Origin of the sequence: Mycolicibacterium sarraceniae, from assembly GCF_010731875.1 — a bacterium.
Lineage (GTDB): Bacteria > Actinomycetota > Actinomycetes > Mycobacteriales > Mycobacteriaceae > Mycobacterium > Mycobacterium sarraceniae.
The window spans coordinates 1,812,756-1,829,884 of sequence record NZ_AP022595.1; the positions used below are offsets into that span (position 1 = coordinate 1,812,756).

Annotated in this window: 15 protein-coding genes; 4 read left to right on the plus strand and 11 right to left on the minus strand. The window is 67.3% G+C overall.

From position 1 onward, the window contains the following. Positions 1-139: 139 nt before the first annotated feature. Entirely contained in the window at positions 140-922 is a 783-nt protein-coding gene (locus G6N13_RS09145; protein WP_163696395.1) for a crotonase/enoyl-CoA hydratase family protein, read from the plus strand. 231 nt (positions 923-1,153) lie between these two features. Here the strand turns inward: G6N13_RS09145 and G6N13_RS09150 are convergent, their stop codons facing one another. Genes G6N13_RS09150 through G6N13_RS24095 form a run of 5 tightly spaced genes read right to left on the minus strand, consistent with a single transcriptional unit; the run spans position 1,154 to position 5,030 of the window. Next, positions 1,154-2,203 (minus strand): acyl-CoA dehydrogenase family protein, encoded by a 1,050-nt coding sequence (locus G6N13_RS09150; protein WP_163696397.1) that lies wholly within the window; start codon positions 2,201-2,203, stop codon positions 1,154-1,156. Further along, positions 2,200-3,360: an acyl-CoA dehydrogenase family protein gene (locus G6N13_RS09155; protein WP_163696399.1), complete on the minus strand. Its 1,161-nt coding sequence runs from the start codon at positions 3,358-3,360 to the stop codon at positions 2,200-2,202. The genes G6N13_RS09150 and G6N13_RS09155 overlap by 4 nt, the downstream gene beginning before the upstream one ends. Continuing rightward, entirely contained in the window at positions 3,357-4,199 is an 843-nt protein-coding gene (locus tag G6N13_RS09160) for a PaaI family thioesterase (RefSeq protein ID WP_163696401.1), read from the minus strand. The genes G6N13_RS09155 and G6N13_RS09160 overlap by 4 nt, the downstream gene beginning before the upstream one ends. A 57-nt stretch (positions 4,200-4,256) precedes the next feature. Then, positions 4,257-4,892 carry a TetR/AcrR family transcriptional regulator gene (locus G6N13_RS09165; protein ID WP_163696403.1) on the minus strand — a complete coding sequence of 212 codons (636 nt, stop codon included), beginning with the start codon at positions 4,890-4,892 and terminating at the stop codon, positions 4,257-4,259. After that, a complete protein-coding gene (locus tag G6N13_RS24095) occupies positions 4,893-5,030 on the minus strand; it encodes a hypothetical protein (RefSeq protein WP_170310443.1) in 138 nt (45 codons plus the stop codon). 262 nt (positions 5,031-5,292) lie between these two features. Here G6N13_RS24095 and G6N13_RS09170 point away from each other — a divergent pair, with 262 nt between their 5' ends. Together G6N13_RS09170 and G6N13_RS09175 are read left to right on the plus strand one after the other, a co-directional pair. Next, positions 5,293-7,122 carry an acyl-CoA dehydrogenase gene (locus G6N13_RS09170; RefSeq protein WP_163696405.1) on the plus strand — a complete coding sequence of 610 codons (1,830 nt, stop codon included), beginning with the start codon at positions 5,293-5,295 and terminating at the stop codon, positions 7,120-7,122. A 53-nt stretch (positions 7,123-7,175) separates the two neighbouring features. Beyond that, the gene (locus tag G6N13_RS09175; RefSeq protein ID WP_163696407.1) at positions 7,176-7,634 is read left to right on the plus strand and encodes a MaoC family dehydratase; all 459 of its coding nucleotides are present in this window, start codon (positions 7,176-7,178) and stop codon (positions 7,632-7,634) included. 54 nt (positions 7,635-7,688) lie between these two features. Here the strand turns inward: G6N13_RS09175 and G6N13_RS09180 are convergent, their stop codons facing one another. Further along, positions 7,689-9,161, minus strand: coding sequence for an aldehyde dehydrogenase (locus G6N13_RS09180; RefSeq protein WP_163696410.1), 1,473 nt, complete (start codon positions 9,159-9,161; stop codon positions 7,689-7,691). Positions 9,162-9,202: 41 nt separating this feature from the next. Beyond that, positions 9,203-9,982, minus strand: coding sequence for a class I SAM-dependent methyltransferase (locus G6N13_RS09185; protein WP_163696412.1), 780 nt, complete (start codon positions 9,980-9,982; stop codon positions 9,203-9,205). Between the two features lie 33 nt (positions 9,983-10,015). Here G6N13_RS09185 and G6N13_RS09190 point away from each other — a divergent pair, with 33 nt between their 5' ends. Continuing rightward, positions 10,016-11,176, plus strand: coding sequence for a glycosyltransferase family 4 protein (locus G6N13_RS09190; protein WP_163696414.1), 1,161 nt, complete (start codon positions 10,016-10,018; stop codon positions 11,174-11,176). 12 nt (positions 11,177-11,188) lie between these two features. Here the strand turns inward: G6N13_RS09190 and G6N13_RS09195 are convergent, their stop codons facing one another. The 4 genes from G6N13_RS09195 to G6N13_RS09210 form a co-directional block, all read right to left on the minus strand. Further along, a complete protein-coding gene (locus tag G6N13_RS09195) occupies positions 11,189-12,883 on the minus strand; it encodes a diol dehydratase reactivase ATPase-like domain-containing protein (RefSeq protein WP_163701913.1) in 1,695 nt (564 codons plus the stop codon). 2 nt (positions 12,884-12,885) lie between these two features. Continuing rightward, positions 12,886-13,221 carry a diol dehydratase small subunit gene (locus G6N13_RS09200; protein ID WP_163696416.1) on the minus strand — a complete coding sequence of 112 codons (336 nt, stop codon included), beginning with the start codon at positions 13,219-13,221 and terminating at the stop codon, positions 12,886-12,888. Beyond that, entirely contained in the window at positions 13,218-15,437 is a 2,220-nt protein-coding gene (locus G6N13_RS09205; protein ID WP_163701911.1) for a propanediol/glycerol family dehydratase large subunit, read from the minus strand. The genes G6N13_RS09200 and G6N13_RS09205 overlap by 4 nt, the downstream gene beginning before the upstream one ends. Positions 15,438-15,550: 113 nt before the next feature. After that, positions 15,551-17,086 carry an APC family permease gene (locus G6N13_RS09210; RefSeq protein WP_163696418.1) on the minus strand — a complete coding sequence of 512 codons (1,536 nt, stop codon included), beginning with the start codon at positions 17,084-17,086 and terminating at the stop codon, positions 15,551-15,553. Positions 17,087-17,129 lie beyond the last annotated feature (43 nt).

Consider the following 17,129-nt stretch of genomic DNA (forward strand, 5'->3'; position numbering starts at 1 on the left):
GGCCCGGGTCCCATTTCGCCGTTTCGGTGCGTGTCACGTCGTCGATCCCACCCGTCCTCCTCGGAATTGAAACGTGTTCTAGTTTTGATCGTACCGGGCTGACGGTTCTCGTCGCAGGTCGATAGTTACCATTCCCAACGTGAGTGAAAACGCCGTTACCGAAGAGCCCGCCGTTCTCACCGAGCGCCGCGGCCGCATTCTGATCATCACCATCAACCGGCCGAAGGCCAAAAACGCCGTCAATGCTGCGGTCAGCAACGGTCTGGCGGCTGCGATGGACGAGCTCGACGGCGACGCCGGCCTGTCGGTGGGCATCGTCACCGGAGCCGGCGGTTCGTTCTGCGCGGGCATGGACCTGAAGGCCTTCGCCCGCGGTGAGAACGTCGTGGCCGAGGGGCGCGGCCTCGGCTTCACCGAGCGTCCGCCGCTCAAGCCGCTGATCGCCGCGGTCGAGGGTTATGCCCTGGCCGGCGGGACCGAGCTGGCGCTGGCCACCGACCTGATCGTGGCCGCCAGCGATTCGGCCTTCGGCATCCCCGAGGTCAAGCGCGGCCTGGTGGCCGGCGGCGGTGGGCTGCTGCGTCTGCCGCAGCGCATCCCGTACCAGATCGCCATGGAACTGGCGCTGACCGGTGAGAACCTCTCTGCGACCCGTGCCCACGAACTCGGCCTGGTCAACGTGGTGGCCGAGCCCGGCAAGGCGCTGGACGCCGCGATCGAACTGGCCGAGCGGATCACCGTCAACGGCCCGCTGGCCGTGGCGGCCACCAAGCGGATCATCACCGAGTCTCGCGCCTGGTCCCCCGAGGAGCAGTGGAAGGAACAGGGCAAGATCATGATGCCGGTCTTCGCGTCGAAGGATGCTCAAGAAGGCGCGATCGCCTTCGCCGAGAAGCGCGCGCCGAACTGGACTGGCAGCTGACCGCCCTGCCCCAAGTGGTTCCGGCGAGGACGAGGATCGCACCGGGGGCTCCGATGAGAGTGAGCCGATATCGATCAGCCGGCGATCAACGCCCCCATGCAGCTCGCCGATTTCGACGTCGTCGTGGTGCACCGAGACGATCGTGACACCACCAACTGGGGGCCGCGGATCGAGGCCCGCCGTTGCGCAGGTGATCGAGATTCTCAAGGCCGTCGGGCAGGACGTGGTCGGTCAGGAGCTACCGACGATGAAATCCCACGGGTCGCCATCGTAGGCCAGGGCCAGTCGCCCCAGCCGGCGGGCATGCGATGCGGTGTCGCCGAACTCGTCGATCCAGCTGCGAGCCCGCATAGTCGCTAGCCACAGCTGGTGTTCGATGGTCACCCCGATCGCACCGTGCAGTTGATGTGCGGCGGTGACGACCGGCGGCACGACGCGGCCCAGGACCACCTTGGCCACCGTGACCGCGTAATCGGCTTGGGCGCTTTCGAATCCGTGGTCGGCGACGGCGGCGACGGCCAGCTCGGTGGCGGCCCTGGCCCGCTCCACCTCGCCGGCCATCGACGCCAGCGTGTGCTGGACGGCCTGGAAGGCGCTCAACGGCCGACCGAATTGCTCGCGCTCCCTGGTGTGGGCCACCGAGAACTCGACCGCGGCATCCAGCGCACCGAGAGCCTGCACGCAGCGCGCCCAGGCTCCGCGTCGCGCCAGCTCCTCGGCCGCGCCGTCGACGGTCACGAATGTAGTGGGAGGCAGACCGATGGTGTCGCGCGGTTCACCGCCCAGGTTGTGTCCGCCGGCGATGCTTGTGGGGTGGGCGATCGCGACCTGGAGTGCGGCGCCGTCGCGCAGGGCGACCACGACCGCGGCAGCGGTTGCGGCATAAGGCACCTCGCCGATGGTGCTCGCCCCGCCCGGGCCGATCGCGATCGTCAGGGGGCCGGTGTCCGGCACCTCCAGACCGGCCCTGGCGGCCAGCCAGCTCGCGAGCACATCGGTTTCAGCAAGTGGCACCGTGACGGCGTGGCGCGCCAGTGCCCGCAGGATCGCGGCCAATTCGCTTGGTCCGCCGCCGGATTCGGGGTCACTGGTCAATCGGGTGAGCCCCGCGTCCTGAAGATGAGCCCACGCGGCGGCGTCGAACTCGTCGGGCAGAGTGCGGTGACCGATTCGTTCGTGGAAGGACCGTGCGCCGATATCCTCGGCGAGCCGTCGCAGATCAGCGAAATCACCTGTGCCGCCTAGGGGTCCGAATACCCCACCGGTGAGTGCGCGCGTCACCTCAACCCCATTCCCCGTGCCACCACACCGCGCAACACCTCGTTGGTGCCGCCGCGCAGCGTGAACAGCGGCGAATGCAGCCGCGCGATATCAAGCAGCGCGGCCACTGGCTCCCGGCCCGGCACCTGGGTGGCGTAGGAGAACAGGTCGGCGGCGAGCTCCACAGATTCCTGCTCGAAGCGGGTGCCCAGATCTTTCACCAATGCCGCCTCATTGACCGGCGCCTGCCCGGCGGCCAACGCCCTGGCCACCGACACCGAAAGCTGCCGCAGCGAGATGACCCTGGCTAACAGGTCGCCGACGGCCGCGGCGGCGTGGTCGTCGAGATCGTCCTGGGCGGCTAGTAACCGCACCAGCGCGGTCAGCACGGGTGCGGTGCTCAGGATGCGTTCGGGGCCGCTACGTTCGAACGACAACTCAGCGGTGACCTGGTGCCAGCCCGCACCGATCTCCCCCAGCACAGTGGCGTCGTCGACGAAGACCTCGTCGAAGCTCACCTCGTTGAAGTGATGTTCGCCGGACATCATCACGATGGGGCTGATAGTCGTTCCCGGAGAGTGGGTGGGCACGATGAATTGGCTGAACCCGGCATGTCGTCGCTGCGGGTCCACTGGACCGGTCCGGGCCAGCACCACGATCTGATGGGCCAGATGCGCCCCGCTGGTCCACACCTTGGTGCCCGACAACAGCCAGCCGCCGGCGGTCTTGGTGGCCTTGGCGGAAGACGCGGCGAGGTCAGAACCGGCCTGCGGCTCGCTCATGCCAATCGACGAGAAGCACCGTCCCGCAGCAATTCTGGGGAGTAGCCGTTGTCGTTGTTCTTCAGATCCGTAGGCCAGCAGCCCGGGGGCGACTTGACGGTCGGCGATCCAGTGCGCGGCCACCGGCGCGCCCGCGACCAGCAGCTCCTCGGTGACTACGTAGCGGTGCAGATGGCTGCGCCCTTGCCCGCCGTACTCGCCAGGGATGGTCATGCCGAGGAATCCGGCGTCACCCAGCCGGGCGCTGAACCCCTCGTCCCAGCTCGACAACCACGCGTCGACGGTTGGCTGCCAACCGAATTCGTCACGATCGGCAAACAGGAACGCGCGTAGTGAGGCGCGCAGGGTGGCCAGCTCGGGTTCGTTCGCGCATAGTGTCGCGAAGTCGGCATTCATCGGTATCCCGTAATGCGCGCGAGGATCGCCACCTTGCCGTCGTCTCCGACCGCCTGGGCGTCGCCGATCGCGGAGTTCTTGCCGATTCGCAACGCCGTTCCCTCGTAACGGGATTGGCTACCGGCCAAGAACGGGCGCAGGAAGTTGACTCTGATCGACGCGGTGCGCAGTGGTTCGGTCTGCTCGTGATTGATGGCGGCAGAGGCCACGAGTTCCAGCCCCGCGCTGCTGACCCCACCGTGCACGATGCCGATCAGGTTGTTGATGATCGAATCCGGGCCCTGGGCCAGCCGGTACGTCCCGGCCTCGGGCTCCAGCGGCTGGGCAGACATCAGATCGGCCAGCGTAATCTGCGGTGTGCGCACCAAGGTATCCGGCCCGCGCTGGATCGGACCATCAGGACCGCCGGCGATCGCGACCGTTCGCACGGTGCCGCCCCCGATCGTGCTCCCGCGGTGGCTGAGAGTGCAGATGGCCAACAGCGTCGCACCGTGCGGACCCAGCGGGCGGCTGCTGGCCACCACCGGCTCGGCGGGGGCGGCCTGCAGGCTGTCGATCCCATCGGGGCTGAGCTCGACGGTCAGCTCGCTGGACACCGTCCACTGCCCCGACCCACGGCGGTAGAAGTTCGCTCGGCCGCCGACATCGTCGACCAGGATGGCCAGCGGCCCGACCGTCGGCATCCCCGTGAACGGGTTGACCAGGTGGCCCGCCGGCATCGAGGCGACCACGGTGAACTCGCTGAAGTTCTCATCGAGGGTCTCGATGCCGAAGCGGGTGATCACACTTTCCGGCGTCTCCGGGTCTTGCCGCCCAGCCGGTTGGTCGATGAACGTCACGCCCTGTATTCCAGCATCATCGGCAAACGGTTGTTGGAGGGGCCGACCAGACTGAGTTCAGGCGTTGGGCGTCGGCACACCGAACGTGGTCACAAATTCCTTTGCCTTGATCAGGAACTCCAGCTGGGCGGTGACGTCATGCAGGGGTTGCAGGCTGCGCACCGAGCGGCACAGCACAACCGCACCCTCCATTGCGGCCAGGGTGGTGTCCGCCAGTGCGCTGGCCTCGGCGGGTTCGAAGCCGTCGCGCAGGTAGCACTCCTTGGTGGCCTCCCGCCAGCGGCTGAAGATCTCGCCCGCGACCGAGGTCAGCTGGTGTTCGTCCTCACCGGAACCGACCGCAGCGGCCAGAACCGGGCACCCGGCGGTGTAATCGCTTGTCAGGAGGGCGTTTTCCCAGAGTTGGACGTAGCGGCGCAGCAGTACGAAGGTGCTCTCCTTGGCCGCTTCCTCAAGGCTGGCGCTGATCTCGTAGCCGGCGTAGTCGAGGGCTTCGCGCAGGATCTGGCTGCGGCCCTCGGGGAAGTGGTGATAGACCGAGCCGCGCGGCGCGCCGCTGCGGGCGAGCACCTCGTCGATGGTCACTCCGGCCGCCCCGCGTTCGCGCAGCACCTCAGCGGCGCTCACCAGCATGTTGGTGCGGGTGGAGCCGCGGGCTTTACGGGCGGTACCGGTTGGCGGAGTCTGGGTCATTCAGCCGGCGGGCGATTGACGGATCTGGCTACCCCGCCATGCCAGCGCCCGAGCGCCCCGGCCGAACAGCTGCCGGCGCTTGTCCGGCACCTGGCCCGTGAATCGGTGGCCGGCGATGTTCAGCTCGATCAGCCACATGATTTCTCTCCTCGCGGCGCAAGTCTGTAGACCAACTCCATAACTATGCTTATGACCATAAGATTGGAACGCTCGACGTGCAAGATGGAAACCGCTCGGGGCGTTAACCGCTGGTTAAGATCGGTGTTGAGCTGCGGATAGTTTCGCGCACCATAGATTTATATGACCTAAGTCATATTTCTGGGCGTCAGCAGATCCCGCTGATCAGGCGGGCTATTCGGGCTAGGCTCGGCTGAGTCGGCGACTGAGAAGGACGCAATCGATGAGCCATTACAAGCACAACATTCGCGATCTTGAGTTCAACCTCTTCGAGCTGCTGGATCTGGGGAAGGCTCTCGATGGCTATCCCGACCTCGACGGGGACTCGGTGCGCGAGATGCTGGCCGAGGCGGCCCGCCTGGCCGAGGGGCCGGTCGCCGAATCGTTCGCCGAGACCGACCGGCATCCGCCGACATTCGATCCCGCCACGCACGTGGTGACGCTTCCCGAGCCGTTCCAGAAGTCGATGAGGGCCTGGCAGCAGGGGGAGTGGTTCCGCATCGGGCTCGCCGAGGAGGTCGGTGGCGTCCCGGCCCCGGCGATGGTCGCCTGGGCGATCGACGAGCTGGTGCTGGGCGCCAACCCGGCGGTGTTCATGTACATGGCCGGCCCGATCATGGCCAATGTCTTGTTCCACATCGGCAACGAGCAGCAGAAGCAATGGGCGCCGCTGGCCGCCGAACGCAACTGGTGCGCCACCATGGTGCTCACCGAACCGGACGCCGGCTCCGACGTTGGCGCCGGGCGCACCAAAGCGGTGGACAACGGCGACGGCACCTGGCACATCGAGGGCGTCAAACGGTTCATCACCAACGGTGACGCCGGCGACTACTTCGAGAACATCCTGCATCTCGTGTTGGCCCGGCCCGAGGGTGCCGGATCCGGTACGAAGGGCCTGAGTCTGTTCCTGGTCCCGAAGTTCCTGCTCGATCCGCAGACCGGTGAGCCGGGCGACCGCAACGGCGTCTACGTCACCAACCTCGAGCACAAGATGGGACTGAAGGCCTCGGCGACCACCGAGCTCAGCCTGGGGTTGCACGGAAAACCCGCGATCGGTTATCTGGTGGGTGATGTCCACAACGGCATCGCGCAGATGTTCAAGGTCATCGAGTATGCGCGGATGTTCGTGGGCACCAAGGCAATTGCCACGCTGTCGACCGGTTACCTCAACGCACTCGAGTACGCCAAGACCCGGGTGCAGGGTGCCGATCTGACGCAGATGACCGACAAGACGGCGCCACGGGTGACGATCATCCACCACCCCGACGTGCGGCGTGCGCTGATGACCCAGAAGGCCTACGCCGAAGGGCTGCGCGCGCTCTACCTTTTCACCGCGGCACATCAGGATCCCGCAGTGGCGCAGGCGGTTTCAGGGGCCGACGCGTCGATGGCCGAACGGGTCAACGACCTGCTGCTGCCGATCGTGAAGGGAGTCGGCTCCGAGCGTGCCTACCAGTGCCTGACCGAGTCGCTGCAGACGTTCGGCGGGTCGGGCTTCCTGCAGGACTACCCGATCGAGCAGTATATCCGCGACGCGAAGATCGATTCACTTTACGAGGGCACCACCGCGATCCAGGCCCAGGACTTCTTCTTCCGCAAGATCGCCCGCGACCAGGGTGGGGCGCTGGCGCACGTCGTCGCCCAGATCGAGAAGTTCATCGACTGCCCCGACCCCCGGCCTGAACTGGCGTCCAGTCGCACGTTACTGGCCGGCGCGTTGGACAATCTGCGCGCGATCGTCACCACGATGACCGGTTACCTGCTGGGGGCGCAGGACAACGCCCGTGAGCTCTATCGGGTGGGACTGGAATCGGTCGGGTTCCTGCTCGCCGTCGGTGATGTGCTGATCGCCTGGTTCCTGTTGCGCCAGGCCGAGATTGCGCTACAGGCGCTCGACGGCGATCCTGATCCGCGAGACGAGGGGTTTTACCGTGGCAAGGTGGCGGTGGCCAACTTCTTCGCCGCGAACATGCTGCCTCGGCTGGACGCCGAGCGCAAGATCGCGGAGTCGATCGACTTGGCGATCATGGACCTGAGCGAAGCGGCGTTCTAGGTGTCGGTCAAGATGGCGGGATAGCCGGTGCGACTGGTGAGAAAGGTGCCCCCATGAAGGTGATCACGTCTATCGACGATGCGGCGTCCGCGGTCGGTCAGGAACTCGGCGTCAGCGAGTGGCTGCAGATCGACCAGAAGCGCATCAACGACTTCGCCGATGCGACCGGCGACCATCAGTGGATCCACGTCGATGTCGAACGGGCCAAGGCTGAAAGTCCTTATGGCACACCGATTGCGCATGGCTTCCTGACACTGTCGCTGATTCCGGCGCTGTCCAAGGACAATTTCCGCCTCGAGAACGCGAAGCTCGCCGTCAACTACGGGCTCAACAAGGTCCGGTTCGTGGCCGCCGTGCCGGTGGACAGCAGGGTGCGGGTGCGCTCCGCGCTGGCCAGCGCCGACAAGGTCGACGACAGCACGGTCAACCTGACCGTGCAGCACACCATCGAGATCGACGGTGTCGACAAGCCCGCAGCCGTGGCCCAGATGATCGTCCGCGCGATCTACTAGTCCAATCGAAAAAGCCCCCGACACGCCATGCGTGCGGGGGCCTTTTCGTTTCGGTTATTCGGGGGTGTACCCGAACGGCAGCAGCACGCTCTTGGCCTGGGTGTACTGCTCGATACCCTCGGGCCCGTTCTCGCGGCCGATACCGGAGTTCTTATAGCCACCGAATGGCGCACCCGGATCGAAGGCGTACATGTTGACCGCATAGGTGCCGGTGCGGATCTGGGCGGCGATCTTCATGGCCTTGTCGTTGTCGGTGGTGTACACCGACCCGGCCAGTCCGTAGACGGAGTCGTTGGCGATCCGCACGGCATCCTCTTCGGTGTCGTAGGCAATCACCGCCAGCACCGGGCCGAAGATCTCTTCCTGCGCGATGGTCATCGAGTTGTCGACGTCGGCGAACACCGTCGGCTCCACGAACCAGCCGTTGTCCAGACCCTCGGGACGGCTGCCGCCGGTGACGATCCGAGCGCCTTCCTCGACGCCCTTCTTGATGTAGCCCTCGACGCGCTCACGCTGGCGCTCCGAGATCAGCGGGCCGATCATGGCGCCCGCATTGTCGGGCAGTCCGATCGGCATCGCGGCGACGGCCGCAGAGAGCTTTTCGACGACCTCGTCGTAGCGCGAGCGAGGCGCCAGGATCCGGGTCTGCCCGACGCAGGCCTGACCACAGTTCATCAGGCCGGAGAACACCAGCATCGGCAGCGTCGAGTCCAGGTCGGCATCCTCGAGGATGATGGCCGCAGACTTGCCGCCGAGTTCCAGCGTGCACGGCTTGAGCTTCTCGGCGGCGATCTTGGCGATCTCCTTGCCGACCGCGCTGGACCCGGTGAACGTGAACTTGTCGATCTCGGGGTTGGCGGTCAGCGCGCGGCCGGTCTCCGGGCCGCCGGGAACCACCGACAGCACACCCTCGGGCAGCCCGGCCTCGGCGAAGACGTCGGCCATCGCGAACAGCGACAAGGGGGTTTCGGCTGCGGGCTTCACGACGATCGTGCACCCGGCCAGCAACGCCGGGCCGAGCTTGTTGGCGGCCAGGAAGAACGGCACGTTCCACGCCGTGACGGCGGCCACGACACCGATCGGCTCGCGCAGCACCATGGTGGTGCCGTAGACCCCGTCACGGAAGTCGCGCCAGGTGAACTTGTCGGCGGCACCCGCGAAGTACTGGAACGACGACATCGCCGCGCCGTACTGCATCATGTCGACGATCGTCGGAGGCTGTCCGGTCTCGGCGGCCAACAGGAACTTGAACTCCTCGGCCCGCTCTTCCAGGATCTTGACGGCCCGGCTCAGGATCTCGCCGCGCTCCGCGGGCGACAGTTGCGGCCAGGGGCCCTCGTCGAAGGCCTTACGGGCGGCGGCGCAGGCGGCGTCGACGTCGGCCTTGGCGGCCAGCGGTACCTTGCCCACCAGTTCGCCGGTGGCCGGGGAATGCACTTCGATGACCTCAGCGGTGGACGGCTCGACCCACTTGCCGCCGATGAACAACTTGTCCCACTCGGTCTTGAAGGCTGTGCTCTGTGTCATGCCCGTCACACTACCTACTCAAGACAGAAACTAGAACCTGTTCATTTCTGCGGAATCGGTGGTCGCAGCACCAGCACCAGATTGCTCACCAAGAACTCTCGTATTCGTGGTGCCGACGTCAGCCACCACGCCCATCGTGGGTGGTAACGCGGGAATGCCGCCACCAGCGCTCCTGTGCCGGCCGCCCAGTTCAGGCCGTCGGCCGCGGAGACGGCGAAAAGCGACGACCCGTAGTTGTTCTTCGGCGGCCGGCCGTGCTTGCGCGTGTAGCGGGCGGCCGCGCGGGCACCGCCCAAGTAGTGCGTCAGGCCCATTTCATGCCCACCGAACGGACCGAGCCAGACGGTGTACGACAGGATCGCGAGCCCGCCGGGACGGGTCACGCGCAGCATCTCTGCCCCGAGCTGCCACGGTTGGGGGACATGCTCGGCGACGTTCGAGGACAGGCACACGTCGACGCTGCCGTCGGCGAACGGCAGAGCCATCCCGGATGCCCGGACGAACGTGCCGGGTCCAGCCCGGCGGGTCTGCTCGGCGGCGTGCATCTCACTGGGATCCGGTTCGACACCGATGTAGTGCCAGCCCGCATCGGTGAACGCCGTGGCGAAGTAGCCCGGGCCGCCGCCGACGTCGACAAGGGTCTGCCCGGAAGGGTTGTCGGCATGGGTGGCCTGCCAGAGGTCGGTGACCATGCCGGCGGTGTCGGCGGCCAGTGCGCCGTAGAAGCGGGCCGGGTCGGGCTGCTCGTGGCGGAATTCGGCCAGCAGCCGCACCGAACGGCCCAGCGTCGCGCGCTGGGCGAACAGGTCGGTGACGGCCATCGGGCTCACCCTAATGTGCGGTCTAGGCTGGCAATGATGTCCACACCCGTCCGCTCCGTCCTGCTGTTGTGCTGGCGGGACACCGGCCACCCGCAGGGTGGCGGCAGCGAAACCTATGTCCAGCGCATCGGCACGCTGCTGGCCGAGGCCGGTATCGACGTCACCCTGCGCACCGCCCGGTACGCCGGCGCCCCCCGCCGCGAGGTCGTCGACGGCGTCACCATCAGCCGCGGCGGCGGGCCCTACAGCGTCTACATCTGGGCCGGCCTGGCGATGGTCGCCGCCCGCCTGCGGCTCGGCCCGCTGCGGCGGGCGCGTCCCGACGTCGTCATCGACACCCAGAACGGAGTGCCGTTTCTGGCCCGGCTCGCGTTCGGCCGACGCGTGGCGGTCCTGGTGCATCACTGCCACCGCGAGCAGTGGCCGGTGGCCGGCCGCTTCGTGGGCCGGCTGGGCTGGCTGGTCGAATCGTGGCTGTCGCCGCGCATGCACCGGCGCAACCAGTACGTCACCGTCTCCCTGCCCTCGGCCCGCGATCTTTCCGACCTCGGGGTCGACGCGGCGCAGATCGCCGTGGTGCGCAACGGCCTCGACGAGGCGCCTGCCGACACTCTCACCGCCCAACGGTCGGCGACGCCCCGTGTCGTCGTGTTGTCGAGGCTGGTGCCGCACAAGCAGATTGAGGACGCACTTGATGCGGTGGCCGCACTTCGGCCCCGGGTCGCCGATCTGCACCTGGACGTCGTCGGCGGCGGCTGGTGGCATGACCGGCTCGTGGAGCGTGCACACCGGCTCGGTATCGCCGATGCGGTCACCTTCCACGGTCACGTCGATGAACGCACCAAACACGCTGTCGTGCAACGATCCTGGGTGCACGTGCTGCCGTCGCGCAAGGAAGGCTGGGGCCTGGCCGTCATCGAGGCCGCCCAGCACGGCGTGCCGACCATCGGCTACCGCTCGTCAGGGGGACTCACCGACTCCGTCATCGACGGCGTGACCGGTGTGCTGGTCGACGACCACGATGACTTGATCGATCGTCTCGAACACCTGCTGGCCGAACATGTCCTGCGCGACGAGCTCGGCGCCAAGGCCAAGGCGCGCAGCCGGGACTTCTCCTGGCAGCAGAGCGCCGACGCGATGCGCAACGTGTTGGAGTCGGTGCACGCCGGTACCCGCGTCTGCGGGGTGATCTAAGCCGCCCGCGGCTCATACCGTGTCGGCATACAGGTGCACCAGGCCGGACGCAACGGCGTAGCGCGGCCCGTGTACTCCGTCGACATCGGCCCGCCCGACGGCGACCGGAACGGTGCGCAGCGATTCGCCCACCGTCCGCAGCAGCTCGTCGTCGAGGGCGCCGCCGCCGGCCAGCACCAGAGCAACCGGGGGTGTGTCGAAAGCTTTCAGGCAGCGGGCGATGTTGGCTGCGACGGTCTGCTGCTTGACCGCCAGCCGAAGGCTGCGCCACTCCTCGGCGGCCAGCCGGCTGGAGAACGGGACCAGCCCGGCGCTTCCGCGAGTACACAACCGGCCGATCGCCTCGGGCGGCGCCGGTGCGTCCAGGAACACCCGGCGACCGTCCTCCTCATGGGCGATGTGTGGCCCTTCGACCCGGATCGCCGGCGAGCGCTTGACCTGTTCAGCCAATGCGCGGGGGACACCGAGGGTGGCCGCGACGGCCGTGGTGATGGCTTCACCTGCCCCGGCGGCCACCACTTCCCGGTCGGGGCCGATCACGTCGATGGTGCCGCCGCCGATATCGCACACGATCGATCTGGGCGGCAGATGCGGAGTGGTGTGGGCACCGCGCGCGGCCGCCCGCGGCTCCGAGGCGATGGTCCGGGCCGGGCGGCCGCACATCTGCTGCAGGGTGATCGCGGCATCGGCGACTTCGTCGGCGGCCAGCAGCGCGACGATGGTGCCGCCGGTTTCGACGATCCCGCGGCGCAGCCACGCGCCGTCGTCGATCGCCTTGAGGTTGGTGAAATAGGCGTCGTCGACGGCGATTCCGTGGACGGCCGACGGCAGGGCGGCCAGTCGCACGCCGACTACCGTCCCGGGCGGGCGGACTCGCAGCAGGCTTTCTGCCTCGGCCGGCGAATAGCGGTGCACGACACCGTCGACTCCGCACTCCGCGTAGTCGTCGTCGGCCGCCGGTGGCGCAGGCTCGTCGGAGCGCAGGGTCACCGCGATCGCCGGGGAGTCCGCGAGCTCGCGGGTGAACTCGGCAATCCGGTGAATGTGCTGGTGGCCGATCTCGAGGGCCGCCGACAGCGCGATCGGGTCGGCCAAGGCGCGATACGAGCGCCCCTCGGCCACCACTTCGATCGCCACCGGCGCGCCGCGCTGCAAGCCGGCAAGGTCGACTTCGTCGACGACCGGCACGCCGCCGGGAATCCGGTTGGCGATCAGCACCGCCTCATCGCGTTCGGCGATCACCCCGGCCACCCGCCAACCACGGTCGATGGCCTGGGTTATCTCCAGGGCGGCCACCTCGAAGTCGACCGTCGAATCGACCGAAACGACGATACGTCCGGCGGTCACCGGGCCGCTGAGGTCGGCAAGCGGGACGTGGGCCCCGACGCCCGATCCCGATCCTGCCGGGGTGCTCGCGCTGGGGCGACGCAGGTTTCGCACCGGGCAATGGGGCGGTGTCGGTGGCGGCAGCGGCGCCGTCGCCGTGTCGACCGGCCGCAGCGCCGAAAGGACGATCTCGTCGACCCGGACCTGTGCCTGGACCTCGAGCTTGTGCAGCAGCGCCGCCGCGCCTGCCAGCGATTCCGGGGACCCCTTGCGCCCACGGGTCGGGGCTTGTCCGTGGCAGATCTGCGTCAGCGGCCCGGGACCCACCCGCGCAACAACGATCTCGGTGGTGTGATTTCCGACATCGATACCGGCCACCACACTCAACGCAGCAGACCCCGCCGCTGGTAGACGGTCGCCGCGTGGCGCACCAACTGCGCGCAGCGGCGGGCACCGCGCGACTCCAACGCGGCCCCGAGTGTCTCGAGTTCCTGCGCTGTCGACCGGTGCGGGCGCAGCGCTTCGTAGAGGTCCATCACCTCGCCGTCCGTCATCGTCGCCAATTCGGCTGCGCGCAAGAAGTTCTCGGCCAGCTGCGGGTTGCCACCCGCCGCCGCGACCGACGCCTGGTGCGCCAGCGTTGCGGGGTCCATCCGCAGATCGGACAGACTCAGCTTGCCGTCGACGGCCGCCTCGACGGTGTAGGGATTTTTGGTCATGCGCGAGCCGCATCGATCGTCACCGGGGGTTCGCCGGGCTCGCAGGCCGCGCGTTCGAGCGCGACCAGCGCCACTGCGCGGGCGTGGTAACGCGCCGAGATCGACTCGTCGGTGCCGCCGGTGAAGATCGGCACCGGCGCCATGCCCTTGGCGTGGCGCGCGGCGTTCTTGCCCAGCTGCCGGTACATGTCAGCGTCGAGCAGGGGGGCGACGCTGAATAGTTCGAGGTTGGCCAGAGGGGCCAGGTCGCGACGGTGTATCAGGGCAGTTCCCTTGCCTTGCAATCCAATTCCAATCCCTGAACCCGACAGCTTGGCCGCAGTCAACCCGATCAGGCCGACATCGATCGTCGAGCGGACCCGGACCAGCCGCGCCACGCAGCCCTCCTCTTCCAGCCCGGCCTCGATCTGCCGCAGGACTTCACCCACCGTCAGCCCGCACAGGGTGAGCCAGACACTGCGGCCCAGCGCCGGGGACAGGCCGATACATACTTCTCGCGGATCGCTGCCCTGCCGCGCGTTCTCGACCGGGGTCAGCGTGATGTGCCCGCGATGCTGGTCTTGGTCGGCCGTCAGCTCCGCTGCCGTCCGTGCCTGCCTGATCCCGTCGATCTCCGCGCGGCGGGCCTCCGAGAGCGCGTACCCGGTGCCCGGGCCCGCGTAATCGTTGGGGTCGGTGAGCTTCGAGAGCACCTGAAAGTTCTCGTCGAAGATGGCCGAGGTCTGCAACTGATCGCCGCGCAGCCGCTCGGCGGTCAGCCGCATGATCGCCTCGGCTTCGGCCTCGAAACCGGTGCGGTGTAGCGCGGCGACCACGTCGAAGACCGTCAGCTGACGGGCCTCGATAGCCGCGGCGGCCTCGGCCACCATCTTGGGGTGGCCGGCCGGGAGGTCACGGGAGCCGTTGGCCACCACCACTTCGTCGACCCGGGCGTCGTCGTAGTCCGCCAGACCGAGGTCGCGGTAGACGGCCTGCACGGCCGTCGCGGCGCGGCGGCGCACCCGGGCCAGGTGCTCGGCCGACACGGTCCGCAGCCCGCCGTCTGCGCCCCAGTCCCGCTGCAGCACCAGGAAGTCGTCCATGTCGTCGGAGTTGAAGTTCGACAATGCGAATGCGTTGTCGTAGCGGGGAATCGAGCCGAATCCGGAGAAGACGAAATCCGCCCCGGCCAACAGGACCGGCAGGGTGTGGGCGCTGCGGCGGATGTCGGACTCGGAGATGAGATTGTCGTTGCCCGCGCATGATTCGAGATCGCGCAGCATCACCATCAGGTTTTCGGCGAGCAGCTCCTTCATACCTTCCGGTACCGACGCGACCACCCCGACGCCGTCGATTCCGCCGTTCTGCACGCCTTGCGAGCCCAGCGCCCGGGCAAGCGACACGCACCGCGATTCCAGATACAGGATGGAGCACTTCTCGGCCGCACCCATGAGGACCTCGGCGCCGCCGCCGCTGGTGACCCTCATCTTGAGGCCTCGGGAGGCGTAGGCGGAGGTGAGGATCGCCTTGGAGAACGGGGTGTCGTCACCGTCGACGAACACCTGCTCGGTGCCGTAAATCGAGATCGTCTCGGCGTAGCTGGTTAAGCCGCGCAAACCCAGCCGGAGTTCGAGGGCTTCCTCGATCGAGCACTGGGCCAGCGCTCCGGGCACCCCCACCTGGCTGCCGATCAACAGTGCCACCGCGTTCGACGGCGCGTCGCCCAATACGGGCACCGTCGTCTCGACTTCACGGAAGCCGTAGGCCACCGCGCTCGCCGCGTCGGCGGCGATCAGCAGCGGGTCGTCGAGCTGGTTGGTCACGTGCGCCTGGTTGCTCGGGGTGCGCCGGGCTCGCATCTTGGCCATCGCCATCTGCATCTCGACCGGCGTCAGCATGGCTACGACCCGGGCCAGTTTGGCCGGGGTGGTACCGCCGATGAGGCGGACCACCTCGGATCGGGGCACGTTGATGTCGACCGCCATCCGGGCCAGGACGGCGTCGTCGAGGGCCATCGCCTCGGCGGCGGCCACCAGGTCGATGCCGTGCCGGGCGACGAACTCGTCGATGACGTCGAACTCGGCGGCCGGCTTGCCGTCGAGTTCGATGACGACGCCGTCGCGAACCACCAGCGATGGCGCGGGATCGTAGGGGCTGTGCATCGCGGCCAGTCCCAGCGCAGGGTTGGCCACGCTGAAGCCGTCGAGGTTGACCGGCTTTCCGTCCAGGACGCGCATTCGCCCCTGGTCGAGGTCCGCCGGGTGGTGCTGCTCGGATTTGCCATCCTGTGGCAGGGCCACGGTGTCGGTCCTCCTCGGTCCTCGAGCCAGGGGCGAAATGTCGTTACCCGCTAATCGCGAATCGCGTTGTCTTCGAAAACGATACGGCCGATCAACTCGTAGCGCCTTGGGTCGCGCAGTTTGAAGTACAGCGCTGCGCCCGCTCCAAAGACGAACAGCCCGACCACGATCCACGGTGTCAGCGTGAACAGCAACGTCCCGGACGCGGTGCCCGCGGCGGCGTCTTTGTGCTCCCACAGCAGATAGACGACATAGAGCATGCCGATCCCACCGAGCATGGGTGCCACGAGGGTGCGGAACCAGTGCTTGCTGACCGGGTGATTCTTGCGGATGTGGAAATAGCTGACCACCGAGAACGCGCACAGCGACTGGACGATCATGATCGCCATTGTGCCGAGGATCGCCAGCAGGGTGTACATATCCGAGTAGGGATCCATCCCGGCGGCGAGGAACGCCAGGATGATCACCAGCGTGATGCCGCTCTGCACGAACGATGCGACGTAGGGCGAGCCGTGCGTGGGGTGCGTGGCACCGATGGTCCGCTGCAGGTACTTCGAGAGTCCTTCGCGGCCCAGGGCATAGAGATAACGCGACGCGCAGTTGTGGAACGCCATGCCGCACGCGAACGAACCGGTGACCAGGAGGACGTTGAACATCGTGATGGCCCAGCCGCCGTAGTAATTGCGTACCGGCCCGAAGAAGATCTCCGAAGCGGTGTCGGCGTCCTGCGCGAGTTCGATCGACTTCTGTGGTCCGGTGCCGGCGATGGCCATCCAGGAGACGAAGACGTAGAACAACCCGACGCCGATGACGCTGAACATGGTGGCCCGGGGAATGATCTTCTTGGGCTCGCGGGACTCCTCTCCATACATTGCCGTGGATTCGAATCCGACCCACGACCAGAAGGCGAAGAACAAGCCGAGTCCGGCGCTGGCGCCGGCGATCCCGGCCGCCGGGCTGAATGCGCCGGCCGGGTTGATCGTCTCCGAGACCGCGAAGCCCTGGGGGCCGCCGCCGTGGATGAGTACCGCGACTGCCCCGAGTGCCAGCATGACGATCTCCGTCACCAGGAACACGCCGAGCACCTTGGCGGTGAGGTTCACGTCGAAGTAGGTGAGGATCGCGTTGAGCGCCAGCATGCCCAGTGCGGGAACGATCCATGGAATCGACATGTGGAACTGGGACTCGAGCAGATTCTTGAAGAAGAACGAGAAGATGCCGATCAGCGATCCCTCGAACACCACGTAGGCCATGGTGATCAGCGCTCCGCTGGCCAAGCCGACGATCTTGCCCAGGCCGTGAGCGATGTAGCCGTAGAAGGCGCCAGTGGTGGTGATGTGCTTGGCCATGGTCGCGTAGCCCACGGCGAACAACGCCAGGACTACGGTGGCGACTAGGTAGCCGGCCGGCGCATGTGAACCATTACCAAAACCAACTGCGATCGGCACGTTGCCGACCATTGCGGTGATCGGCGCGGCCGTGGCGACCGCCATGAAGATCACACCCACGGTGCCGACCGCGTTGCGTTTGAGTAGCTGTACGTTGTCGCCCGAACTCTTCTCGGGTGTTATCGCTTGATCGGTCATCGAGTTCCTGGACCTTTCCAGATGTAGACGTGGAACGCCGGAT

Bases quoted from the DNA above. Each gene is read 5' to 3' on its own strand.
- G6N13_RS09210 (WP_163696418.1), bottom strand. From the start codon at position 17,086: ATGACCGATCAAGCGATAACACCCGAGAAGAGTTCGGGCGACAACGTA.
- G6N13_RS09185 (WP_163696412.1), bottom strand. From the start codon at position 9,982: ATGGCCGTCACCGACCTGTTCGCCCAGCGCGCGACGCTGGGCCGTTCG.
- G6N13_RS24095 (WP_170310443.1), bottom strand. From the start codon at position 5,030: ATGTGGCTGATCGAGCTGAACATCGCCGGCCACCGATTCACGGGCCAG.
- G6N13_RS09205 (WP_163701911.1), bottom strand. From the start codon at position 15,437: ATGCGCGTCCTGGACGGAAAGCCGGTCAACCTCGACGGCTTCAGCGTG.
- G6N13_RS09165 (WP_163696403.1), bottom strand. From the start codon at position 4,892: ATGACCCAGACTCCGCCAACCGGTACCGCCCGTAAAGCCCGCGGCTCC.
- G6N13_RS09190 (WP_163696414.1), top strand. From the start codon at position 10,016: ATGATGTCCACACCCGTCCGCTCCGTCCTGCTGTTGTGCTGGCGGGAC.
- G6N13_RS09170 (WP_163696405.1), top strand. From the start codon at position 5,293: ATGAGCCATTACAAGCACAACATTCGCGATCTTGAGTTCAACCTCTTC.
- G6N13_RS09175 (WP_163696407.1), top strand. From the start codon at position 7,176: ATGAAGGTGATCACGTCTATCGACGATGCGGCGTCCGCGGTCGGTCAG.
- G6N13_RS09155 (WP_163696399.1), bottom strand. From the start codon at position 3,360: ATGAATGCCGACTTCGCGACACTATGCGCGAACGAACCCGAGCTGGCC.
- G6N13_RS09180 (WP_163696410.1), bottom strand. From the start codon at position 9,161: ATGACACAGAGCACAGCCTTCAAGACCGAGTGGGACAAGTTGTTCATC.
- G6N13_RS09200 (WP_163696416.1), bottom strand. From the start codon at position 13,221: ATGACCAAAAATCCCTACACCGTCGAGGCGGCCGTCGACGGCAAGCTG.